14 protein-coding genes and 1 pseudogene are annotated in these 16,533 nt (G+C 70.7%); 9 read left to right on the forward strand and 6 right to left on the reverse strand.

Annotation, left to right across the window (positions count from 1 at the left end; all coding sequences use genetic code 11):
• Nucleotides 1–91: 91 nt before the first annotated feature.
• Together ACSUPV_RS23995 and ACSUPV_RS24000 are read left to right on the forward strand one after the other, a co-directional pair.
• Nucleotides 92–1,849 (forward strand): outer membrane protein assembly factor BamB family protein, encoded by a 1,758-nt coding sequence (locus ACSUPV_RS23995; protein WP_436948527.1) that lies wholly within the window; start codon nt 92–94, stop codon nt 1,847–1,849.
• Nucleotides 1,850–2,089: 240 nt separating this feature from the next.
• Nucleotides 2,090–2,770, forward strand: a complete 681-nt coding sequence (locus ACSUPV_RS24000) for a helix-turn-helix transcriptional regulator (protein ID WP_078650658.1) — start codon at nt 2,090–2,092, stop codon at nt 2,768–2,770.
• A gap of 302 nt (nt 2,771–3,072) precedes the next feature.
• Here ACSUPV_RS24000 and ACSUPV_RS24005 read toward each other — a convergent pair whose 3' ends face one another.
• Nucleotides 3,073–3,390: a hypothetical protein gene (locus ACSUPV_RS24005; RefSeq protein ID WP_031117908.1), complete on the reverse strand. Its 318-nt coding sequence runs from the start codon at nt 3,388–3,390 to the stop codon at nt 3,073–3,075.
• A gap of 20 nt (nt 3,391–3,410) precedes the next feature.
• Nucleotides 3,411–5,090, reverse strand: a complete 1,680-nt coding sequence (locus tag ACSUPV_RS24010) for a sodium:solute symporter family protein (protein WP_031117909.1) — start codon at nt 5,088–5,090, stop codon at nt 3,411–3,413.
• Between the two features lie 164 nt (nt 5,091–5,254).
• Here ACSUPV_RS24010 and galT point away from each other — a divergent pair, with 164 nt between their 5' ends.
• From galT to galK, 3 genes are read left to right on the forward strand one after another with little or no spacing between them, the layout of a single operon-like run.
• The gene (gene galT, locus ACSUPV_RS24015; RefSeq protein ID WP_037758709.1) at nt 5,255–6,316 is read left to right on the forward strand and encodes a galactose-1-phosphate uridylyltransferase; all 1,062 of its coding nucleotides are present in this window, start codon (nt 5,255–5,257) and stop codon (nt 6,314–6,316) included.
• Nucleotides 6,313–7,275: a UDP-glucose 4-epimerase GalE gene (gene galE / locus ACSUPV_RS24020; protein ID WP_037758710.1), complete on the forward strand. Its 963-nt coding sequence runs from the start codon at nt 6,313–6,315 to the stop codon at nt 7,273–7,275. Before galT ends, galE begins: the two co-directional genes overlap by 4 nt.
• Nucleotides 7,276–7,302: 27 nt before the next feature.
• Nucleotides 7,303–8,466 carry a galactokinase gene (gene galK, locus ACSUPV_RS24025; RefSeq protein ID WP_037758711.1) on the forward strand — a complete coding sequence of 388 codons (1,164 nt, stop codon included), beginning with the start codon at nt 7,303–7,305 and terminating at the stop codon, nt 8,464–8,466.
• A gap of 39 nt (nt 8,467–8,505) precedes the next feature.
• On the opposite strand, the gene ACSUPV_RS24030 is transcribed toward galK, so the two are convergent.
• Nucleotides 8,506–8,964, reverse strand: a complete 459-nt coding sequence (locus tag ACSUPV_RS24030) for a GNAT family N-acetyltransferase (protein ID WP_436948528.1) — start codon at nt 8,962–8,964, stop codon at nt 8,506–8,508.
• Nucleotides 8,965–9,271: 307 nt separating this feature from the next.
• Here ACSUPV_RS24030 and ACSUPV_RS24035 point away from each other — a divergent pair, with 307 nt between their 5' ends.
• Nucleotides 9,272–10,039 carry a LuxR C-terminal-related transcriptional regulator gene (locus ACSUPV_RS24035; RefSeq protein WP_031117914.1) on the forward strand — a complete coding sequence of 256 codons (768 nt, stop codon included), beginning with the start codon at nt 9,272–9,274 and terminating at the stop codon, nt 10,037–10,039.
• Here ACSUPV_RS24035 and tamR read toward each other — a convergent pair.
• The gene (gene tamR / locus ACSUPV_RS24040; RefSeq protein ID WP_031117915.1) at nt 9,998–10,495 is read right to left on the reverse strand and encodes a MarR family transcriptional regulator TamR; all 498 of its coding nucleotides are present in this window, start codon (nt 10,493–10,495) and stop codon (nt 9,998–10,000) included. The genes ACSUPV_RS24035 and tamR overlap by 42 nt on opposite strands.
• A gap of 128 nt (nt 10,496–10,623) precedes the next feature.
• On the opposite strand from tamR, the pseudogene ACSUPV_RS24045 reads away from it, so the two are divergent.
• Both ACSUPV_RS24045 and ACSUPV_RS24050 read left to right on the forward strand, forming a co-directional pair.
• Nucleotides 10,624–11,444: pseudogene (locus ACSUPV_RS24045) on the forward strand (trans-aconitate 2-methyltransferase).
• Entirely contained in the window at nt 11,441–11,800 is a 360-nt protein-coding gene (locus ACSUPV_RS24050) for a glyoxalase (protein WP_436948529.1), read from the forward strand. The pseudogene ACSUPV_RS24045 and the gene ACSUPV_RS24050 overlap by 4 nt, the downstream one beginning before the upstream one ends.
• Here the strand turns inward: ACSUPV_RS24050 and ACSUPV_RS24055 are convergent.
• Nucleotides 11,797–12,474, reverse strand: coding sequence for a TetR/AcrR family transcriptional regulator (locus ACSUPV_RS24055; RefSeq protein ID WP_031117917.1), 678 nt, complete (start codon nt 12,472–12,474; stop codon nt 11,797–11,799). The two genes, ACSUPV_RS24050 and ACSUPV_RS24055, sit on opposite strands and share 4 nt — an antisense overlap.
• Nucleotides 12,471–13,490 carry an acyl-CoA desaturase gene (locus tag ACSUPV_RS24060; RefSeq protein WP_037758714.1) on the reverse strand — a complete coding sequence of 340 codons (1,020 nt, stop codon included), beginning with the start codon at nt 13,488–13,490 and terminating at the stop codon, nt 12,471–12,473. The genes ACSUPV_RS24055 and ACSUPV_RS24060 overlap by 4 nt, the downstream gene beginning before the upstream one ends.
• A gap of 290 nt (nt 13,491–13,780) precedes the next feature.
• Here ACSUPV_RS24060 and ppc point away from each other — a divergent pair, with 290 nt between their 5' ends.
• On the forward strand, nt 13,781–16,513 hold the full coding sequence (ppc, locus tag ACSUPV_RS24065) for a phosphoenolpyruvate carboxylase (protein WP_436948530.1): 2,733 nt from the start codon (nt 13,781–13,783) through the stop codon (nt 16,511–16,513).
• Nucleotides 16,514–16,533: the final 20 nt, after the last annotated feature.

The following is a 16,533-nucleotide window of genomic DNA, read 5'->3' on the forward strand; positions in this document are numbered from 1 at the left end:
CGCTGCCTGCTCCTTCTTCTCCTTCTCCGCCCGCTCTTTCGGAATCGCTTCCGCTCGCGCCGCCCGTCCCCTTCCCCGAGGTACTCACGTCATGACCCAGCCGCCGCCTCCGCCGCCCCAACAGCCCCCGCAGCCGGGCGGCTTCGGGCCGCCCCCCGGCCAGCCCCCGCAGACGCCTCCGCCGGCTGCCCCGCAGTCGCCCGCGCCGCCCCAGCCCCAGCCGGGCTACGGCTACCCGCAGTACGGACAGCCGCCGCAGGCGCCCTACGGCCAGCCGGGATACGGGCAGCCCGGGTACGGGCAGCAGCCCGGCTATGCGCAGCAGCCCGGTTATGGGCAGCAGCCCGGCTACAGCTATCCGCAGCAGACGATGCCGCTCCAGCCGCAGGCCGGACAGCCCGGCGGCGGGGGCAAGTTCAACGCGCAGCTGGCCATCATCGTCGCCGCGGTCGTGGCGATCGCCCTGATCATCGGCGGCGGTGTCTGGTACGCCAACTCCGGCAAGGACGACGGCAAGAAGGACGACACGGCCGGCTCCAGCGGCGGTACCGGCGGCTCGGGTGACAACAAGGGCGGCACCACCTCCGGCAAGGAGAAGGCACCGGCCGACCCCAGCGCCCGCGTCCTGTTCCAGGTCCCGGCGCCCGAGGTGAAGAACGACAGCACGGTCGTCGTCTCCGGCTCGTGGCTCACCGACAAGGCGTACGTCAAGAGCGGCATCGCCCAGATCGTCGGCTACGACCGCGACAAGGGCGGCCAACTGTGGAAGATCCCGCTGCCCGGCCCGGTCTGCCAGGCCAGTCGCCATGTCACCGACGACGGCAAGACGGCGATCCTCTACCAGCCCGCGATGCCGACCAAGGCGGACCCGTCGCACGGGTGCAGCCAGCTCGCGGTGATCGACCTCGACGCCGGCAAGAAGCTGTGGACCAAGACGGTCAAGACCGGTGACGATCTGATCAACTTCGACAACGTCACGGTCAGCGGAAAGACGGTCGCCGTCGGCAGCACCAGCGGCGGCGCCGCCTTCGACGTCTCCGGCAAGCTCCTGTGGAGCCCGAAGCCGACCGACACCTGCTACGACGCCGGGTACGGCGGCGGCGAGAAGCTCGTCGCGGTGCGCAAGTGCGGCACGTACGACCAGCGCCAGCTGCACATCCAGACCATCGACCCGAAGTCCGGGAAGGTGATCTCGGAGTACAAGATGGCCGAGGGCATCGAGTACGCGAGCATCGTGTCGACCAACCCGCTGGTCGTGGCCGCCGACGTCGGTGACTCCGCGGGCGACGGCAGCGGCATCTCCGACTTCTTCTCCATCGACAACAAGACCGGCAAGCTGCGCACGCGCATCTCCGCCCCGGGCGAGCAGTTCGCGGCGCGCTGCGAGGGCATCACCCGCATCGAGTACTGCAACCTGCTGGCCGTCGGCAACGACCGGCTGTACCTGCCGACCGAGGAGCACGACGGCACCGGCGAGTACAGCCGGACCAACGAGATCGTCGCCTTCGACCTCACCACCGGCAAGCAGACCGGGCAGCGCGCCGACGCCGGGGACGGCTACACGATCTCGCCGCTGCGGATGGACGGCGGCAACCTGATCGCGTACAAGCGGCCGCCGTACGACAAGGGCGGACAGATCGTCAGCATCGACGGGGGCAGCTTCAAGCAGACGAAGCTGCTGGAGAACCCCGCCTCGGACCAGGTGCGGGACGTGGAGACCAGCATGTCGCCGGAGTACTCCGAGTTCCTGTACGGCGACGGGCAGCTGTACATGTCCAAGGTGTACGCGAGCAACCGGTCCGCAGGCCGGGACAAGGAGTACCTCGCGGTCGGCTTCGGTACGAGCTGATCATCCGGTGACCGGTTCTTGATCGACCGGTGGCCGGAGCGGCCCCGTCCCTGTTCAGGGGCGGGGCCGTTCGCGTTTGGCTCAGTCAACCTCGAATGAGAGGAATTTCGGCGATCCGGGGCGATTCTCGCGGGTAGGGGGAGCGCAACGTCGAACAAGCGTGTAGCTTCCGGGGGCATGAAGGCGGGGGAGCCGGGGGGCTTCCATCTGGGGGGACCGGGGTGACTGGGGGGTTGCTCGATGGGAGTGCGGCTCATGGTGGTCGACGACCACCGACTGCTGGCGGAGGCGCTGGCCTCGGCGCTGAAGCTGCGGGGGCACCGGGTGCTGGCCGCGGCGGCGCCGGCGGCGGGGGCGGCGGAGCTGGTGATCACACGGGCGCCGGAGGTGTGCCTGCTGGGGACGGCCACGCCGGCGGAGCCGGGGATCTTCGACCCGGTGGTGAGGATCAAGCGGGAGCGGCCGCAGGTGGCGGTGCTGGTGCTGGGCCCGGTGCCGAGCCCGCGGGGCATCGCGGCGGCGTTCGCGGCGGGGGCGTCCGGATACGTCCGGCATGACGAGCGCATAGAGGGTGTCGAGCGGGCGATCATGAAGGCGCGGGCGGGGGAGGCGGCGGTGGCGCCGCAACTGCTGCAAGGGGCGTTCAGCGAGTTGCTGAACCCGGCGGCCCAACCCGACGACGAGGGGCAGCGGTTGCTGTCCATGCTCACGCCCCGGGAGGTGGAGGTCCTGGTCCGCGTCGCGGACGGCGAGGACACCCGCCTGATCGCGGCGGGCATGGGCATCGCCCCGTCGACGGCCCGCACGCATGTCCAACGGGTCCTGATGAAACTCGGCGTCGGCTCCCGCCTGGAGGCAGCGGCCCTGGCGGCCCGGACGGGGTTGCTGGACCGGGCGGGGCCGGTGTCGCGAGAGCCGTGAGCCGTCTGACGGCGGGTGTCCGTCCTCGGAACGGCGCGATGGGGTGAGACACCGACTCACTGGCGTTGACGCGCCAACCGCTGCGGGCGGACACCCCCCCGACACGTCCCCTTGCGTCGTCCGGCGGCTGCGGGCGCGCTCTGGCTCAGCCGCGGGCAGTCGTGCCGCTGGGGCGGCACGGGTGGGCGGTGGGGGTCCCCCCTGCTCGAGCGAAGCCGAGAGCTTGGGGGAGGCACCTCGTCGCGCCGAGTCGCGCACCCACCCGGCCCCGGCACCCACGCCGAGCACCGCACGACGCCGGGTTACTCCACCCGCTCGTCCCCCTCCGGCTCAAGTCCCGGCGGCGGCGGAGCCACCGGCCGCAGCTTCAGCCACACCAGGAAGAACAACCCCAGCGCGAGCATCCCCAACCCGGTCCACAGGTTGATGTTCACGCCCTCCGCCTTGTCGATGTCGGCGTCGGACGCCGTGAACCCCGCGATCGTGACGATGACGCCGTACACCACGAACAGCCCACCGATGATCCGCCGGATGTCGAACAACCGCGCAGCGGTCGCCGACTTGCCCTGCAGTTCGGTGACTTCCCGCTGCACGTCCTTCTCGGAGTAGAACTCGGACATGTTCCGTCAACCTCCACGCGTCAGAACGAGAACGGGATGTAGCAGGCCGCGGCCAGGACGACCGCGCCCCAGCCCAGCAGCGCCGGCTTGCGGTACCACGCCTCGTCCCCCGGCGCCGGCGGCTCCGCCATGCCGGGCGAGGTCGTGCCGTAGACGAGTCCCTGCAACTCCTCCACCGGCTTCGGCGCGGTGAACAGCGACACGGCCACCATGACCACCGCGCCCGCGACGAACCCCGCGATCGCCGAGACGAAGTTCGCCCCCTGGTCGGAGGGGATGTCGATGATGCCCTCCTTGTAGATGACGAAGTAGTTGACCATCGCGGCGGTGGTACCCGCGATCAGCCCCCAGAAGCCCGACTTCATGGACGCCCGCTTCCAGAACATGCCGATGATGAAGACCACGAACATCGGCACGTTGAAGAAGGAGAACAGGGTCTGGAGGTAGCTCATGATGTTGGAGAAGGACGACGCCAGGAACGCCGTGCCGATGGAGGCGAGCACGCCGATCGCGGTGATCAGGCGGCCGAAGCGCACGTAGTACTCGTCCTCGCGGTCCTTCACGACGTACTTCGCCCAGATGTCCGTCGTGAACACGGTGTTGAACGACGACACGTTGGCCGCCATGCCCGCCATGAACGCCGCCAGCAGACCCGTCACGGCGATGCCGAGCACACCGTTGGGCAGGAGCTGCTCCATCAGGTAGGGGATCGCGTCGTTGTACTGCAGGTCGGAGCCGGCCGTGCCGATCCTCGGCACCAGGGCCGCGGCGACCAGGCCCGGGATCATCACCAGGAACACGATGAAGATCTTCGGGAACGCGGCGATCAGCGGGGTGCGCTGGGCCGCCGAGAGGTTCTTCGCGGACAGGGCGCGCTGCACCTCGGCGAAGTTCGTCGTCCAGTAGCCGAAGGAGAGCACGAAGCCGAGGCCCAGGACGATGGTCAGCCAGTTCGCGCCCAGCGGGTTGTCGCTGCCGATGCCGGTGCCGCCCCAGGAGGTCATGAAGTCGCCGCCGTGCTGCGCGGTGAGCTTGTCGGACAGCCCGTCCCAGCCGCCGACCGACTTCAGGCCGAGCACGGTGATGGGGATGAGCGCGGCGAGGATCACGAAGAACTGCAGGACCTCGTTGTAGATCGCCGAGGACAGGCCGCCGAGCGTGATGTACGCGAGCACGAAGAAGCCGGCGACCACGATCGCCACCCACTCCGGCCAGCCCAGCAACGCCTCGACGACGATGGCGAGGGCGTAGAGGTTGACACCGGCGATGAGGATCGCGGCGAAGGCGAAGAGGACCGAGCTGAGCAGGTGCGCCGCCTTGTCGAAGCGCAGCAGCAGGAACTCGGGGACCGAGCGCACCTTGGAGCCGTAGTAGAAGGGCATCATCACCAGGCCGAGGAAGACCATGGCGGGGATGGCGCCGATCCAGTACCAGTGGGTGGTGTAGACGCCGTACTGCGCGCTGTTGGCGGCCATGCCCAGGATCTCGGTGGCGCCCAGGTTGGCGGCGATGAACGCGAGACCGGTGACCCAGGCGGGCAGGGAACGGCCGGAGAGGAAGAAGTCGAGGCTGGTCTTCACCGAGCGCCGGGCGGCGAAGCCGATGCCGAGGACGACGACGAAGTAGATGCCGAGGATGGTGTAGTCGAGCCAGTTCGTGGGGAGTCGCAGCTCGGCTGCCAGATATGTGGGGGTATGCACTAGCCCTCGCTTAGGTGCGTGAACTGATACCTCGCGGAATCTACGCCTCTGTGTTCAGTGATTGAACAGTTCGGTTGATGCTCTTTGTTGGATTGTGATGTTGACGATTGAGAGAGGTGGTGTTTTGATATGTTCGGTTATGTTTGAAGGATGAGGAGTCCGGCGTGAAGAAGACCTCGACCCGGCTGGCCGACGGTCGCGAGCTCATCTACTACGACCTGCGCGACGACAGCGTGCGCGGCGCGGCCGACCGCCGTCCGCTGGACCGCACCGTCACCACGTCCGAGATCCGCCGCGACCCCCTGCTCGGCGACTCCGTCGCCATCGCCTCGCACCGCCAGGGCCGCACCTACCATCCCCCGGCCGACGAGTGCCCCCTGTGCCCCTCCGAGGGCGACCGGCTGAGCGAGATCCCGGACTCCTCGTACGACGTCGTCGTCTTCGAGAACCGCTTCCCCTCGCTCGCCGGCGACTCCGGCCGCTGCGAGGTCGTCTGCTTCACGTCCGACCACAACGCGTCCTTCGCGAGCCTCACCGAGGAGCAGGCCGGCCTCGTGCTGGAGGCGTGGACGGACCGTACGTCCGAGCTGTCCCATCTTCCCTCCGTCGAGCAGGTGTTCTGCTTCGAGAACCGGGGCGCCGAGATCGGCGTGACACTCCAGCACCCGCACGGGCAGATCTACGCCTACCCCTTCACCACCCCGCGCACCGCCCTGATGCTCCGCTCGGTCGCGTCCCACAAGGAGATGACGGGCGGGGAGAACCTCTTCGACGCCGTCCTGGAGCGGGAACTCGCGGACGAGCGGGTCGTCCTGGAGGGTGAACACTGGGTGGCCTTCGTGCCGTACGCGGCGCACTGGCCGTACGAGGTCCACCTGTACCCCAAGCGCCGCGTGCCCGACCTGCTCGGCCTGGACGAGGAGGCGCGCACAGAGTTCCCCAAGGTCTATCTGGAACTCTTGAGGCGCTTCGACCGGATCTTCGGTGAGAACGAGCCGCCGACGCCGTACATCGCGGCCTGGCACCAGGCCCCGTTCGGCGCGCTGGAGGAGTTCGACGGCGTCGTGCGCGAGGACTTCGCGCTCCACCTCGAGCTTTTCACCATCCGCCGCACTTCCGGCAAGCTGAAGTTCCTCGCGGGTTCCGAGTCCGGCATGAACGTGTTCATCAACGACGTGCCGCCGGAGCGCGCGGCCGAGCGACTGCGAGAGGTAGCGAGTTCATGAGCGGGAAGTACCTGGTGACGGGCGGCGCGGGCTACGTCGGCAGCGTGGTCGCCCAGCACCTGCTGGAGGCCGGTCACGAGGTCGTCGTCCTGGACAACCTCTCCACGGGCTTCCGCGAGGGCGTCCCGGCGGGTGCCGCCTTCATCGAGGGCGACATCCGCGACGCGGCCAAGTGGCTGGACTCCTCCTTCGACGGCGTCCTGCACTTCGCGGCGTTCTCGCAGGTCGGCGAGTCGGTCGTGAAGCCGGAGAAGTACTGGGACAACAACGTCGGCGGCACGATGGCCCTGCTGGCCGCGATGCGCGAGGCGGGCGTCCGCACGCTGGTCTTCTCCTCGACGGCCGCGACGTACGGCGAACCGGAGCAGGTCCCGATCGTCGAGTCGGCGCCCACCTCCCCGACCAACCCGTACGGCGCCTCGAAGCTCGCGGTCGACCACATGATCACGGGCGAGGCGGCCGCCCACGGCCTCGGCGCGGTCTCGCTGCGCTACTTCAACGTGGCCGGGGCGTACGGCGAGTACGGCGAGCGCCACGACCCCGAGTCCCACCTGATCCCCCTGGTCCTCCAGGTCGCGCAGGGCCGCCGGGACGCGATCTCCGTCTTCGGTGACGACTACCCGACGCCGGACGGCACCTGCGTGCGCGACTACATCCACGTCGCGGACCTGGCCGAGGCCCATCTGCTGGCCCTGAAGGCCGCCGCCCCCGGCGAGCACCTGATCTGCAACCTCGGCAACGGCAACGGCTTCTCCGTCCGCGAGGTCATCGAGACGGTCCGCCGCGTGACCGGCCATCCGATCCCCGAGGTCGTGGCCCCCCGCCGGGGCGGCGACCCGGCGGTCCTGGTGGCGTCGGCCGCCGCTGCCCGCGAGAAGCTGGGCTGGAACCCGTCCCGCGCGGATCTCGCGGGAATCGTCGCCGACGCGTGGGACTTCGCGCAGCGGCGCGGCAACTAGTACGTACGGAAGGTCAGGGGTCAGGGCATGAGCGAGGCTGTTGCCGAGAAGGTCGCCGAGCGGTTCGCGGAGCTGTACGGAGCCGAGCCGCGGGGCGTGTGGGCGGCGCCGGGCCGCGTCAACCTCATCGGCGAGCACACGGACTACAACGACGGCTTCGTCATGCCGTTCGCCCTCCCGCACACGGCGGTGGCGGCGGTGTCACCCCGGGAGGACGGCGTCCTGCGCCTGCACTCGGAGGACGTGGAGGGCGGGGTCACCGAACTCCGCCTGGACGACCTGGCTCCCGAGTCGGACAAGAACTGGACGGCGTACCCGGCGGGCGTGGTGTGGGCGCTGCGCGAGGCCGGCCACGCGGTGACGGGCGCGGACGTCCACCTGGCCTCCACGGTCCCGTCCGGCGCGGGCCTGTCCTCGTCGGCGGCGCTGGAGGTCGTGATCGCGCTCGCGCTGAACGACCTCTTCGCCCTGGGCCTCAGGGGCTGGCAGCTGGCCCGCCTGTGCCAGCGCGCGGAGAACGTCTACGTCGGTGCCCCGGTCGGCATCATGGACCAGACGGCGTCGGCGTGCTGCGAGGCCGGTCACGCGCTGTTCCTCGACACGCGCGACCTCTCGCAGAAGCAGATCCCCTTCGACCTGGCGGCCGAGGGCATGCGCCTGCTCGTGGTCGACACGCAGGTCAAGCACTCCCACAGCGAGGGCGAGTACGGCAAGCGCCGCGCGGGCTGCGAGAAGGGCGCGGCCCTGCTGGGCGTCGACGCCCTGCGGGACGTCCCCTACGCCGACCTGGACGCGGCCCTGGCCCGCCTCGGCGACGACGAGGAGGTCCGCCGCCTGGTCCGCCACATCGTCACGGAGAACGAACGCGTGGAGCGCGTGGTGGCGTTGCTGGAGTCGGGGCGGACCCGCGCGATCGGCCCGGTCCTGGTCGAGGGCCACGCGTCCCTGCGCGACGACTTCCGCATCTCCTGCCCCGAACTGGACCTGACCGTCGACACGGCCCTCGCCTCCGGTGCCCTGGGCGCCCGCATGACCGGCGGCGGCTTCGGCGGCTCGGCGATCGTCCTGGCGGAGGAGGCGGACGTGGACGCCATCACCAAGGCGGTGACGGAGGCCTTCGCGGCAGCGGGCTTCACCGCGCCCCGGGTCTTCGAGGCGGTGCCGTCGGCGGGGGCACGCCGGGTGCGCTGAGGCGACGGCGCCCTCACTCCGGGCGAGGGAGGGCGCGCCTCACCCCAGCCGCTTCGTCAGCAGATACTCCGTGATCCCCGGCGGATAGTCCGGTACCGCGCACGCCACCTCGTACCCCTGCTTCTCGTAGAAGCGGGGTGCCTGGAAGTCCCAGGTCTCCAGGCGGGCCGCGCGGCAGCCGCGCCGGGTGGTCGCCAGGTGTTCCGCCTCCGACAGCAGGCGGGCTCCCAGTCCCCGGCCCCGGTGGCGCTCGTCCACCCACAGGTACGTCACGTGCAGCCAGGTCGCCCAGGTGTAACCGACCAGTCCGCCGGCCAGGTCGCCGTCCGAGTCGTTCACAGCCCACACGTGCAACGGGACGTCCCGTTCGTCCGGTGTTCCGCGCAGGGCGCGCAGGACCGGAGAGGCGGCTGTGTTCGCGTCCCGCAGGCGCGTGCGGAGCAGATCACGTCGGGCCTTGTCGACTTCTGTCTCAAGACGGAACATGCGGCACACCATAAACGCGCTGGACTGTCAGTTCTGCAAATAACCTTCCGCTCCGGGCCCCCGCCCGTACCCTGATGAACAGCACCGGTGGGGGCCGGTGCCGATCAGGGGGGCGAGACAGCCGGGTACGACGCCCGGGGTGGGGGTAGCGGTTTCTGCACGGCGGCGGCCGTGCGGCTGCGGCGACCCGGCCAGGCTGCGGCGAAGGACGGACGGACAACCGCAGCGGTTCTGGACACTCCGGCGTCGTACCCGCGCGGTGTCGTCTTCCGACGATGGGGTATCCCCTGCTCTTCAGGAGCCTGGGGAAGGGGGTTACGTGGTTCGCATCCGAGTCCTGGTCGTCGACGACCATCGCATCTTCGCCGAGTCACTCGCCGCGGCCCTGGCCGCCGAGCCGGATGTCGACGTCTCCGCGGCCGGCAGCGGCCCCGCCGCGCTGCGCAGCCTGGAGCGGGCGGTCGCCGAGGGGCGCCGGTTCGACGTGCTGCTCGTCGACGCCGATCTGGGCGGCAAGGTGCCGGGCGCCCGCCCGGCCGTACCCGTGCAGGAGGGCAACGAGGACGGGCTCGTCGACGGGATCTCCCTCGTCACGGGCGTGCGCTCCGCGCAGCCGAACGTCCGGATCGTCGTACTCGCCGAGAAGGACGACCCGCGGCGGGCGGCGCTCGCCCTGCAGGCCGGGGCCTCCGGCTGGGTCGCCAAGGACTGCTCGCTGTCCCGGCTGCTCACCGTCATCCGGGGTGTGCTGCGGGACGAGACCCATCTGCCGCCCGCCCTGCTGACCGGTGTGCTGCGGGAGCTCACCGCCGCCCGCAAGCACCGCACCGAGAGCGAGCGGCTCGTGGAGTCCCTTACTCCGCGTGAGCGGGAAGTGCTGCGGTGCATGGTGGCGGGGCTGGGGCGCAAGGCCGTCGCCGAGCGCCTGTATCTGTCGCCGCACACCGTGCGGACGCATATGCAGAACGTCCTCGGCAAGCTGGGTGTCCACTCGACCCTCGCCGCCGTCGCCCTGGCCCGCCGGGCCGGGGTCGGGCCGGTCGACCTAGCCGGGGATGTTGTCGAACGGGGCGGTCAGCTGGCGTAGCAGCGCCGCCAGTTCGCTGCGCTGGGCGCGGGAGAGCTCCGCGAGGATCGCGCGCTCCTGGTCGAGCAGACCGGCCAGGGCCTGGTCCGCGCGGTCCCGGCCCTCGACCGTCAGCCGGACCAGCACGCCCCGGCGGTCACTGGGGTCGGGGAGGCGTTCCACCAGGCCCTTCTTGGCCAGGCGGTCGATGCGGTTCGTCATCGTGCCGGACGTGACCAGGGTCTGGGTGAGGAGCTGTCCGGGGGAGAGCTGGTACGGCGTGCCCGCGCGGCGCAGGGCCGTCAGGACGTCGAACTCCCACGGCTCCAGGCCGTGCTCCGAGAAGGCCAGCCGGCGGGCCCGGTCCAGATGCCGGGCCAGTCTGCTGACGCGGCTGAGCACCTCGAGCGGTTCCACGTCGAGGTCCGGGCGCTCCCGGCGCCATGCTGCGACCAGCCGGTCGACCTCGTCCTCCATGACGATCAGTGTAGTGGTTGTGTCGACGTAGAGTCTCTTGATGTCAATTATCTTGACATCGAGAGACTTTGGGGGTCACGCTGGGTATGCGCCCCGTACGGTCACCATGAAGGACACCAGGAGGCCCCATGCCCGCAGCCGCCCCCACCTGGGACCCCGCCCAGTACCTGCGCCACGCCGGCCACCGCGCCCGGCCCTTCGCCGACCTCCTCGCCCGCGTCCCCGACCTCCCCGGCGCCCCTCCCCGCATCGCCGACCTCGGCTGCGGCCCCGGCAACGTCACCACGCTGCTCGCCGATCGCTGGCCCACCGCCCGGATCACCGGCTACGACAACTCGCCCGAGATGCTCGACAAGGCCCACGTGGACCACGAGGGTCCCACCCCGGGCGGCGGGCACCTCGACTCGCCCACGCCGACGCACGCACCTGGACGCCCGGGGAGCCCCACGACCTGATCGTCAGCAACGCCACCCTGCAGTGGGTGCCGGGGCACGTCGAGCGGTTCGGCGACTGGGTGGCCGCGCTGAAACCCGGCGGCACCCTCGCCTTCCAGGTGCCCGGGAACTTCGACGCCCCCAGCCACCGGCTCCTGCGCGACCTCGCCGGTTCCCCGCGCTGGCGCGGCCGGCTCGCCGACACCCTGCGCCACGCCGACGCCGTCCTCACTCCCGAGGCCTACCTGGAGCGCCTCACGGGCCTCGGCTGCGCGGCCGACGCGTGGGAGACGACGTACATCCACCTCCTCCAGGGCGAGGACCCGGTGCTCGACTGGGTGAAGGGGACCGGCCTGCGGCCCGTGCTGACCGCGCTCGCCGACGATCCCGGGGCGCGGGAGGACTTCCTCGCCGAGTACCGGGCGGCCCTGCGCGCGGCCTATCCGGCGGGCCCGCACGGCACGCCGTTCCCGTTCCGCCGGGTGTTCGCCGTGGCGCGCAAGGAGGGCCGATGATCACCGCCGTCGACCATGTCCAGCTCGCCGCCCCGCCCGGGAGCGAGGAGCGGCCGCGGGCGTACTACGTCGGTGTCCTCGGGGTGACGGAGGTGCCGAAGCCGCCCGCGCTCGCCCGCCGGGGCGGGTGCTGGTTCCGGGCGGGCTCCGTGCGACTGCACCTCGGGATCGAGGAGGACTTCCGGGCGGCCGGGAAGGCCCACCCCGGGCTGCGCGTGACCGGCATCGACGCCTACGCCGCCCGGCCGGCCTCCCACGGGGCGCCCCTCACCCGGGACTCCGCCCTGCCGGGCCACAGGCGGTTCTACACCCGGGACCCGGTCGGCAACCGGCTGGAGTTCCTCGAACCCCACTAGGCCTTGCGGCGGCCTATCAGATGGGGCCTGGCCTCCAGGCCGTCCAGGCCGTGCCACGCCAGGTTCACCAGGTGCGCGGCCACCTCGGCCTTCTTCGGCTTGCGCACGTCCAGCCACCACTGGCCGGTCAGGGCGACCATGCCCACCAGGGCCTGGGCGTACAGCGGGGCCAGCTTGGGGTCGAAGCCGCGGCTCTTGAACTCGCGGCCCAGGATGTCCTCCACCTGCGTCGCGATGTCCGAGATCAGCGAGGCGAAGGACCCGGTGGACTGGGGGATGGGGGAGTCGCGGACCAGGATGCGGAACCCGTCCGTGTACTCCTCGATGTAGTCCAGCAGGGCGAAGGCCGCCTGCTCGCACAGCTCCCGGGGGTGACCGGCCGTGAGGGAGCTGGTCACCATGTCCAGCAGACGGCGCATCTCACGGTCCACGACGACCGCGTACAGCCCTTCCTTGCCGCCGAAGTGCTCGTACACCACCGGCTTGGAGACCCCGGCCTTCGCCGCGATCTCCTCCACCGACGTGCCCTCGAAACCTTTCGCCGCGAAGAGCGTGCGACCGATCTCCAGCAGCTGCTGGCGGCGCTCGGCACCGGTCATCCGGGTGCGACGCGCTCGCCGCGGCTTGTCGTTGCTGGGGGTGCTGCTCGAGTCGGTCGCCACAGCGACCATCATGCCGCCTCGACGGGCTCCTTCCCGCGCGGGGAGCCGCCTTCCCCGGTGTTACGGCGCGAATCGATACGCGAGCGTGACGGCCAGCGCACGTCGTACGCCCAGCCCGCCCTCTCGAACCAGCGGATCAGCCGGGCGGAGGAGTCCAGCTGTCCGCGCATCACACCGTGCCGCGCGGACGTCGGGTCCGCGTGGTGCAGGTTGTGCCACGACTCGCCGCAGGACAGGATCGCCAGCCACCACACGTTGCCCGAACGGTCACGCGACTTGAAGGGGCGCTTGCCGACCGCGTGGCAGATCGAGTTGATCGACCAGGTCACGTGGTGCAGCAGGGCCACCCGGACGAGCGAACCCCAGAAGAACGCCGTGAACGCGCCCCACCAGGACATCGTGACCAGACCGCCGATCAGCGGCGGCAGCGCCAGCGACACCACCGTCCACAGGACGAACTGGCGGGAGATGGTGCGGAGCGTCTTGTCCTTGATCAGGTCCGGGGCGTACTTCTCCTGCGGCGTCTGCTCCTCATCGAACATCCACCCGATGTGGGCCCACCACAGGCCCTTCATCAGCGCCGGGAGCGTCTCGCCGAACCGCCACGGCGAATGCGGGTCGCCGTCCGCGTCGGAGAACTTGTGGTGCTTGCGGTGGTCCGCCACCCAGCGCACCAGCGGACCCTCGACCGCCATCGATCCCGCGATCGCGAGGGCGATCTTCAGCGGCCGCTTCGCCTTGAAGGAACCGTGCGTGAAATGCCGGTGAAAACCGATCGTGATGCCGTGGCACCCGAGGAAGTAGAAGAACACCAGCAGACCGAGGTCCAGCCAGCTCACGCCCCAGCCCCAGGCCAGCGGCACGGCCGCCAGCAGCGCGAGGAACGGGACGGTGATGAAGAGGAGGAGGGCGATCTGCTCGATGGAGCGCTTCTGTTCGCCGCCCAGCGTCGCGGAGGCCGCTGCGGCGTCGGTGGCCTGACCGGGCGCCTTCGGGGCGTCCTCGATCACGTCGGAACTACTGGTCATACGCGTCCCCTGGGGGGTATGTGGATGGAGGGTGGCCGGGTGACGGAACCGCGCGATGGTTCCTACGGTTCCGTAACCTACGGCTTCGTAAGTATGGCAGCGCGTCGCCCGGCGGCAAGAGCCCGCGACCCTGCGCGTCCCGGCCGACACCTATCCTGGAGTCGGTCGGACAGCGCGGTCCGCTCTGATTTCTTCCCGGATGCCCGGACCGTATGCGGCGCCCCGCCGCGCGAGACGCCGTCCGGGTACCCCCTCCCAGACGAGCTTCAACACTGCAAGGAGCCGCACCTGTGAGCAGTGCCGACGACCAGACCACGACGACGAGCAGTGAGCTGCGTGCCGACATCCGCCGCCTGGGCGACCTCCTCGGAGAGACCCTCGTCCGGCAGGAGGGCCCCGAGCTGCTGGAACTCGTCGAGAAGGTCCGCCGCCTCACCCGAGAGGACGGCGAGGCCGCCGCCGAGCTGCTGCGCGGCACCGAACTCGAAACCGCGGCCAAGCTGGTCCGCGCCTTCTCCACCTACTTCCACCTGGCCAACGTCACCGAGCAGGTCCACCGCGGCCGCGAGCTGCGCGCCCGCCGCGCCGCCGAGGGCGGACTCCTCGCCCGTACGGCCGACCGCCTCAAGGACGCCGACCCCGAACACCTGTGCGAGACGGTCCGCAACCTCAACGTCCGCCCCGTCTTCACGGCCCACCCCACCGAGGCCGCCCGCCGGTCGGTCCTGAACAAGCTCCGGCGCATCGCCGCGCTCCTGGAGACCCCGGTCCTCGAGTCCGACCGCCGCCGCCTCGACACCCGCCTGGCCGAGAACATCGACCTCGTCTGGCAGACCGATGAACTCCGCGTCGTCCGCCCCGAGCCCGCCGACGAGGCCCGCAACGCCATCTACTACCTCGACGAACTCCACGCCGGCGCCGTCGGCGACGTCCTGGAGGACCTCACCGCCGAACTGGAGCGGGCCGGCGTCAAGCTCCCCGACGACACCCGCCCCCTCACCTTCGGCACCTGGATCGGCGGCGACCGCGACGGCAACCCCAACGTCACCCCCCAGGTGACCTGGGACGTCCTCATCCTCCAGCACGAGCACGGCATCAACGACGCCCTGGAGACCATCGACGAACTCCGCGGCTTCCTCTCCAACTCCATCCGCTACGCCGGCGCCACCGAGGAACTGCTGACCTCCCTCCACGCCGACCTGGAGAACCTCCCCGAGATCAGCCCCCGCTACAAGCGCCTCAACGCCGAGGAGCCCTACCGGCTCAAGGCCACCTGCATCCGGCAGAAGCTGGAGAACACCAAGCAGCGCCTCGCCAAGGGCACCCCGCACGAGCCCGGCCGCGACTACCTCGGTACCAGCCAGCTCCTCGAGGACCTCCGGCTCATCCAGACCTCACTGCGCGAGCACCGCGGCGGCCTCTTCGCCGACGGCCGCCTCGCCCGCACCATCCGCACCCTCGCCGCCTTCGGCCTCCAGCTCGCCACCATGGACGTCCGCGAACACGCCGACGCCCACCACCACGCCCTCGGCCAGCTCTTCGACCGCCTCGGCGAGGAATCCTGGCGCTACGCCGACATGCCCCGCGACTACCGCGCCAAGCTCCTCGCCAAGGAACTCAGGTCCCGGCGGCCCCTCGCCCCCACCCCGGCACCCGTCGACGCGCCCGGCGAGAGGACCCTCGGCGTCTTCCAGACCGTCAAGCGCGCCCTGGAGGTCTTCGGACCCGAGGTCATCGAGTCCTACATCATCTCCATGTGCCAGGGCGCCGACGACGTCTTCGCCGCCGCCGTCCTCGCCCGCGAAGCCGGACTCCTCGACCTCCACGCCGGCTGGGCCAAGATCGGCATCGTCCCCCTGCTGGAGACCACCGACGAGCTCAAGGCCGCCGACACCATCCTCGAGGACATGCTCTCCGACCCCTCCTACCGGCGCCTCGTCGCCCTGCGCGGAGACGTCCAGGAGGTCATGCTCGGCTACTCCGACTCCTCCAAGTTCGGCGGCATCACCACCAGCCAGTGGGAGATCCACCGCGCCCAGCGCCGCCTGCGCGACGTCGCCCACCGCTACGGCGTCCGCCTGCGCCTCTTCCACGGCCGCGGCGGCACCGTCGGCCGCGGCGGCGGCCCCACCCACGACGCCATCCTCGCCCAGCCCTGGGGCACCCTCGAAGGCGAGATCAAGGTCACCGAACAGGGCGAGGTCATCTCCGACAAGTACCTCATCCCGTCCCTGGCCCGCGAGAACCTGGAACTGACGGTCGCCGCCACCCTCCAGGCCTCCGCCCTGCACACCGCGCCCCGCCAGTCCACCGAGGCCCTCGCCCGCTGGGACGCCGCCATGGACGTCGTCTCCGACGCCGCCCACGCCGCCTACCGCCGCCTCGTCGAGGACCCCGACCTGCCGACGTACTTCCTCGCGTCGACGCCGGTGGACCAGCTCGCCGACCTGCACCTGGGCTCCCGGCCCTCCCGCCGCCCCGGCTCCGGCGTCTCGCTCGACGGCCTGCGCGCCATCCCCTGGGTGTTCGGCTGGACCCAGTCCCGGCAGATCGTCCCCGGCTGGTTCGGCGTCGGCTCCGGCCTCAAGGCCCTGCGCGAGGCCGGCCTCGACACCGTCCTCGACGAGATGCACGAGCAGTGGCACTTCTTCCGCAACTTCATCTCCAACGTCGAGATGACCCTCGCCAAGACCGACCTGCGGATCGCCCAGCACTACGTCGACACCCTCGTCCCCGACGAGCTCAAGCACGTCTTCGACACCATCAAGGCCGAACACGAACTCACCGTCGCCGAGGTCCTCCGCGTCACCGGCGAGAACGAACTCCTGGACGCCCAGCCCGTCCTGAAGCAGACCTTCACCATCCGCGACGCCTACCTCGACCCCATCTCCTACCTCCAGGTCGCCCTGCTCAAGCGGCAGCGCGACGCGGCCGCCGCGGGCGAAACCCCCGACCCGCTCCTCGCCCGCGCCCTGCTCCTCACCGTCAACGGCGTGGCCGCCGGCCTGCGCAACACCGGCTGACCCACCGCCCGACACGACCG

The sequence above is a fragment of the Streptomyces sp. SudanB52_2052 genome, assembly GCF_964272415.1.
Taxonomy (GTDB): domain Bacteria; phylum Actinomycetota; class Actinomycetes; order Streptomycetales; family Streptomycetaceae; genus Streptomyces; species Streptomyces olindensis.

What these genes read in the sequence shown, in the direction of transcription:
- ACSUPV_RS24030 (WP_436948528.1), bottom strand. Translation starts at nt 8,964, where the DNA reads ATGGTGTGCCGCATGTTCCGTCTTGAGACAGAAGTCGACAAGGCCCGA.
- ACSUPV_RS24005 (WP_031117908.1), bottom strand. Translation starts at nt 3,390, where the DNA reads ATGTCCGAGTTCTACTCCGAGAAGGACGTGCAGCGGGAAGTCACCGAA.
- ACSUPV_RS23995 (WP_436948527.1), top strand. Translation starts at nt 92, where the DNA reads ATGACCCAGCCGCCGCCTCCGCCGCCCCAACAGCCCCCGCAGCCGGGC.
- tamR (WP_031117915.1), bottom strand. Translation starts at nt 10,495, where the DNA reads ATGGAGGACGAGGTCGACCGGCTGGTCGCAGCATGGCGCCGGGAGCGC.
- galK (WP_037758711.1), top strand. Translation starts at nt 7,303, where the DNA reads ATGAGCGAGGCTGTTGCCGAGAAGGTCGCCGAGCGGTTCGCGGAGCTG.
- ACSUPV_RS24050 (WP_436948529.1), top strand. Translation starts at nt 11,441, where the DNA reads ATGATCACCGCCGTCGACCATGTCCAGCTCGCCGCCCCGCCCGGGAGC.
- galE (WP_037758710.1), top strand. Translation starts at nt 6,313, where the DNA reads ATGAGCGGGAAGTACCTGGTGACGGGCGGCGCGGGCTACGTCGGCAGC.
- ACSUPV_RS24055 (WP_031117917.1), bottom strand. Translation starts at nt 12,474, where the DNA reads ATGATGGTCGCTGTGGCGACCGACTCGAGCAGCACCCCCAGCAACGAC.
- ACSUPV_RS24000 (WP_078650658.1), top strand. Translation starts at nt 2,090, where the DNA reads ATGGGAGTGCGGCTCATGGTGGTCGACGACCACCGACTGCTGGCGGAG.
- ACSUPV_RS24060 (WP_037758714.1), bottom strand. Translation starts at nt 13,490, where the DNA reads ATGACCAGTAGTTCCGACGTGATCGAGGACGCCCCGAAGGCGCCCGGT.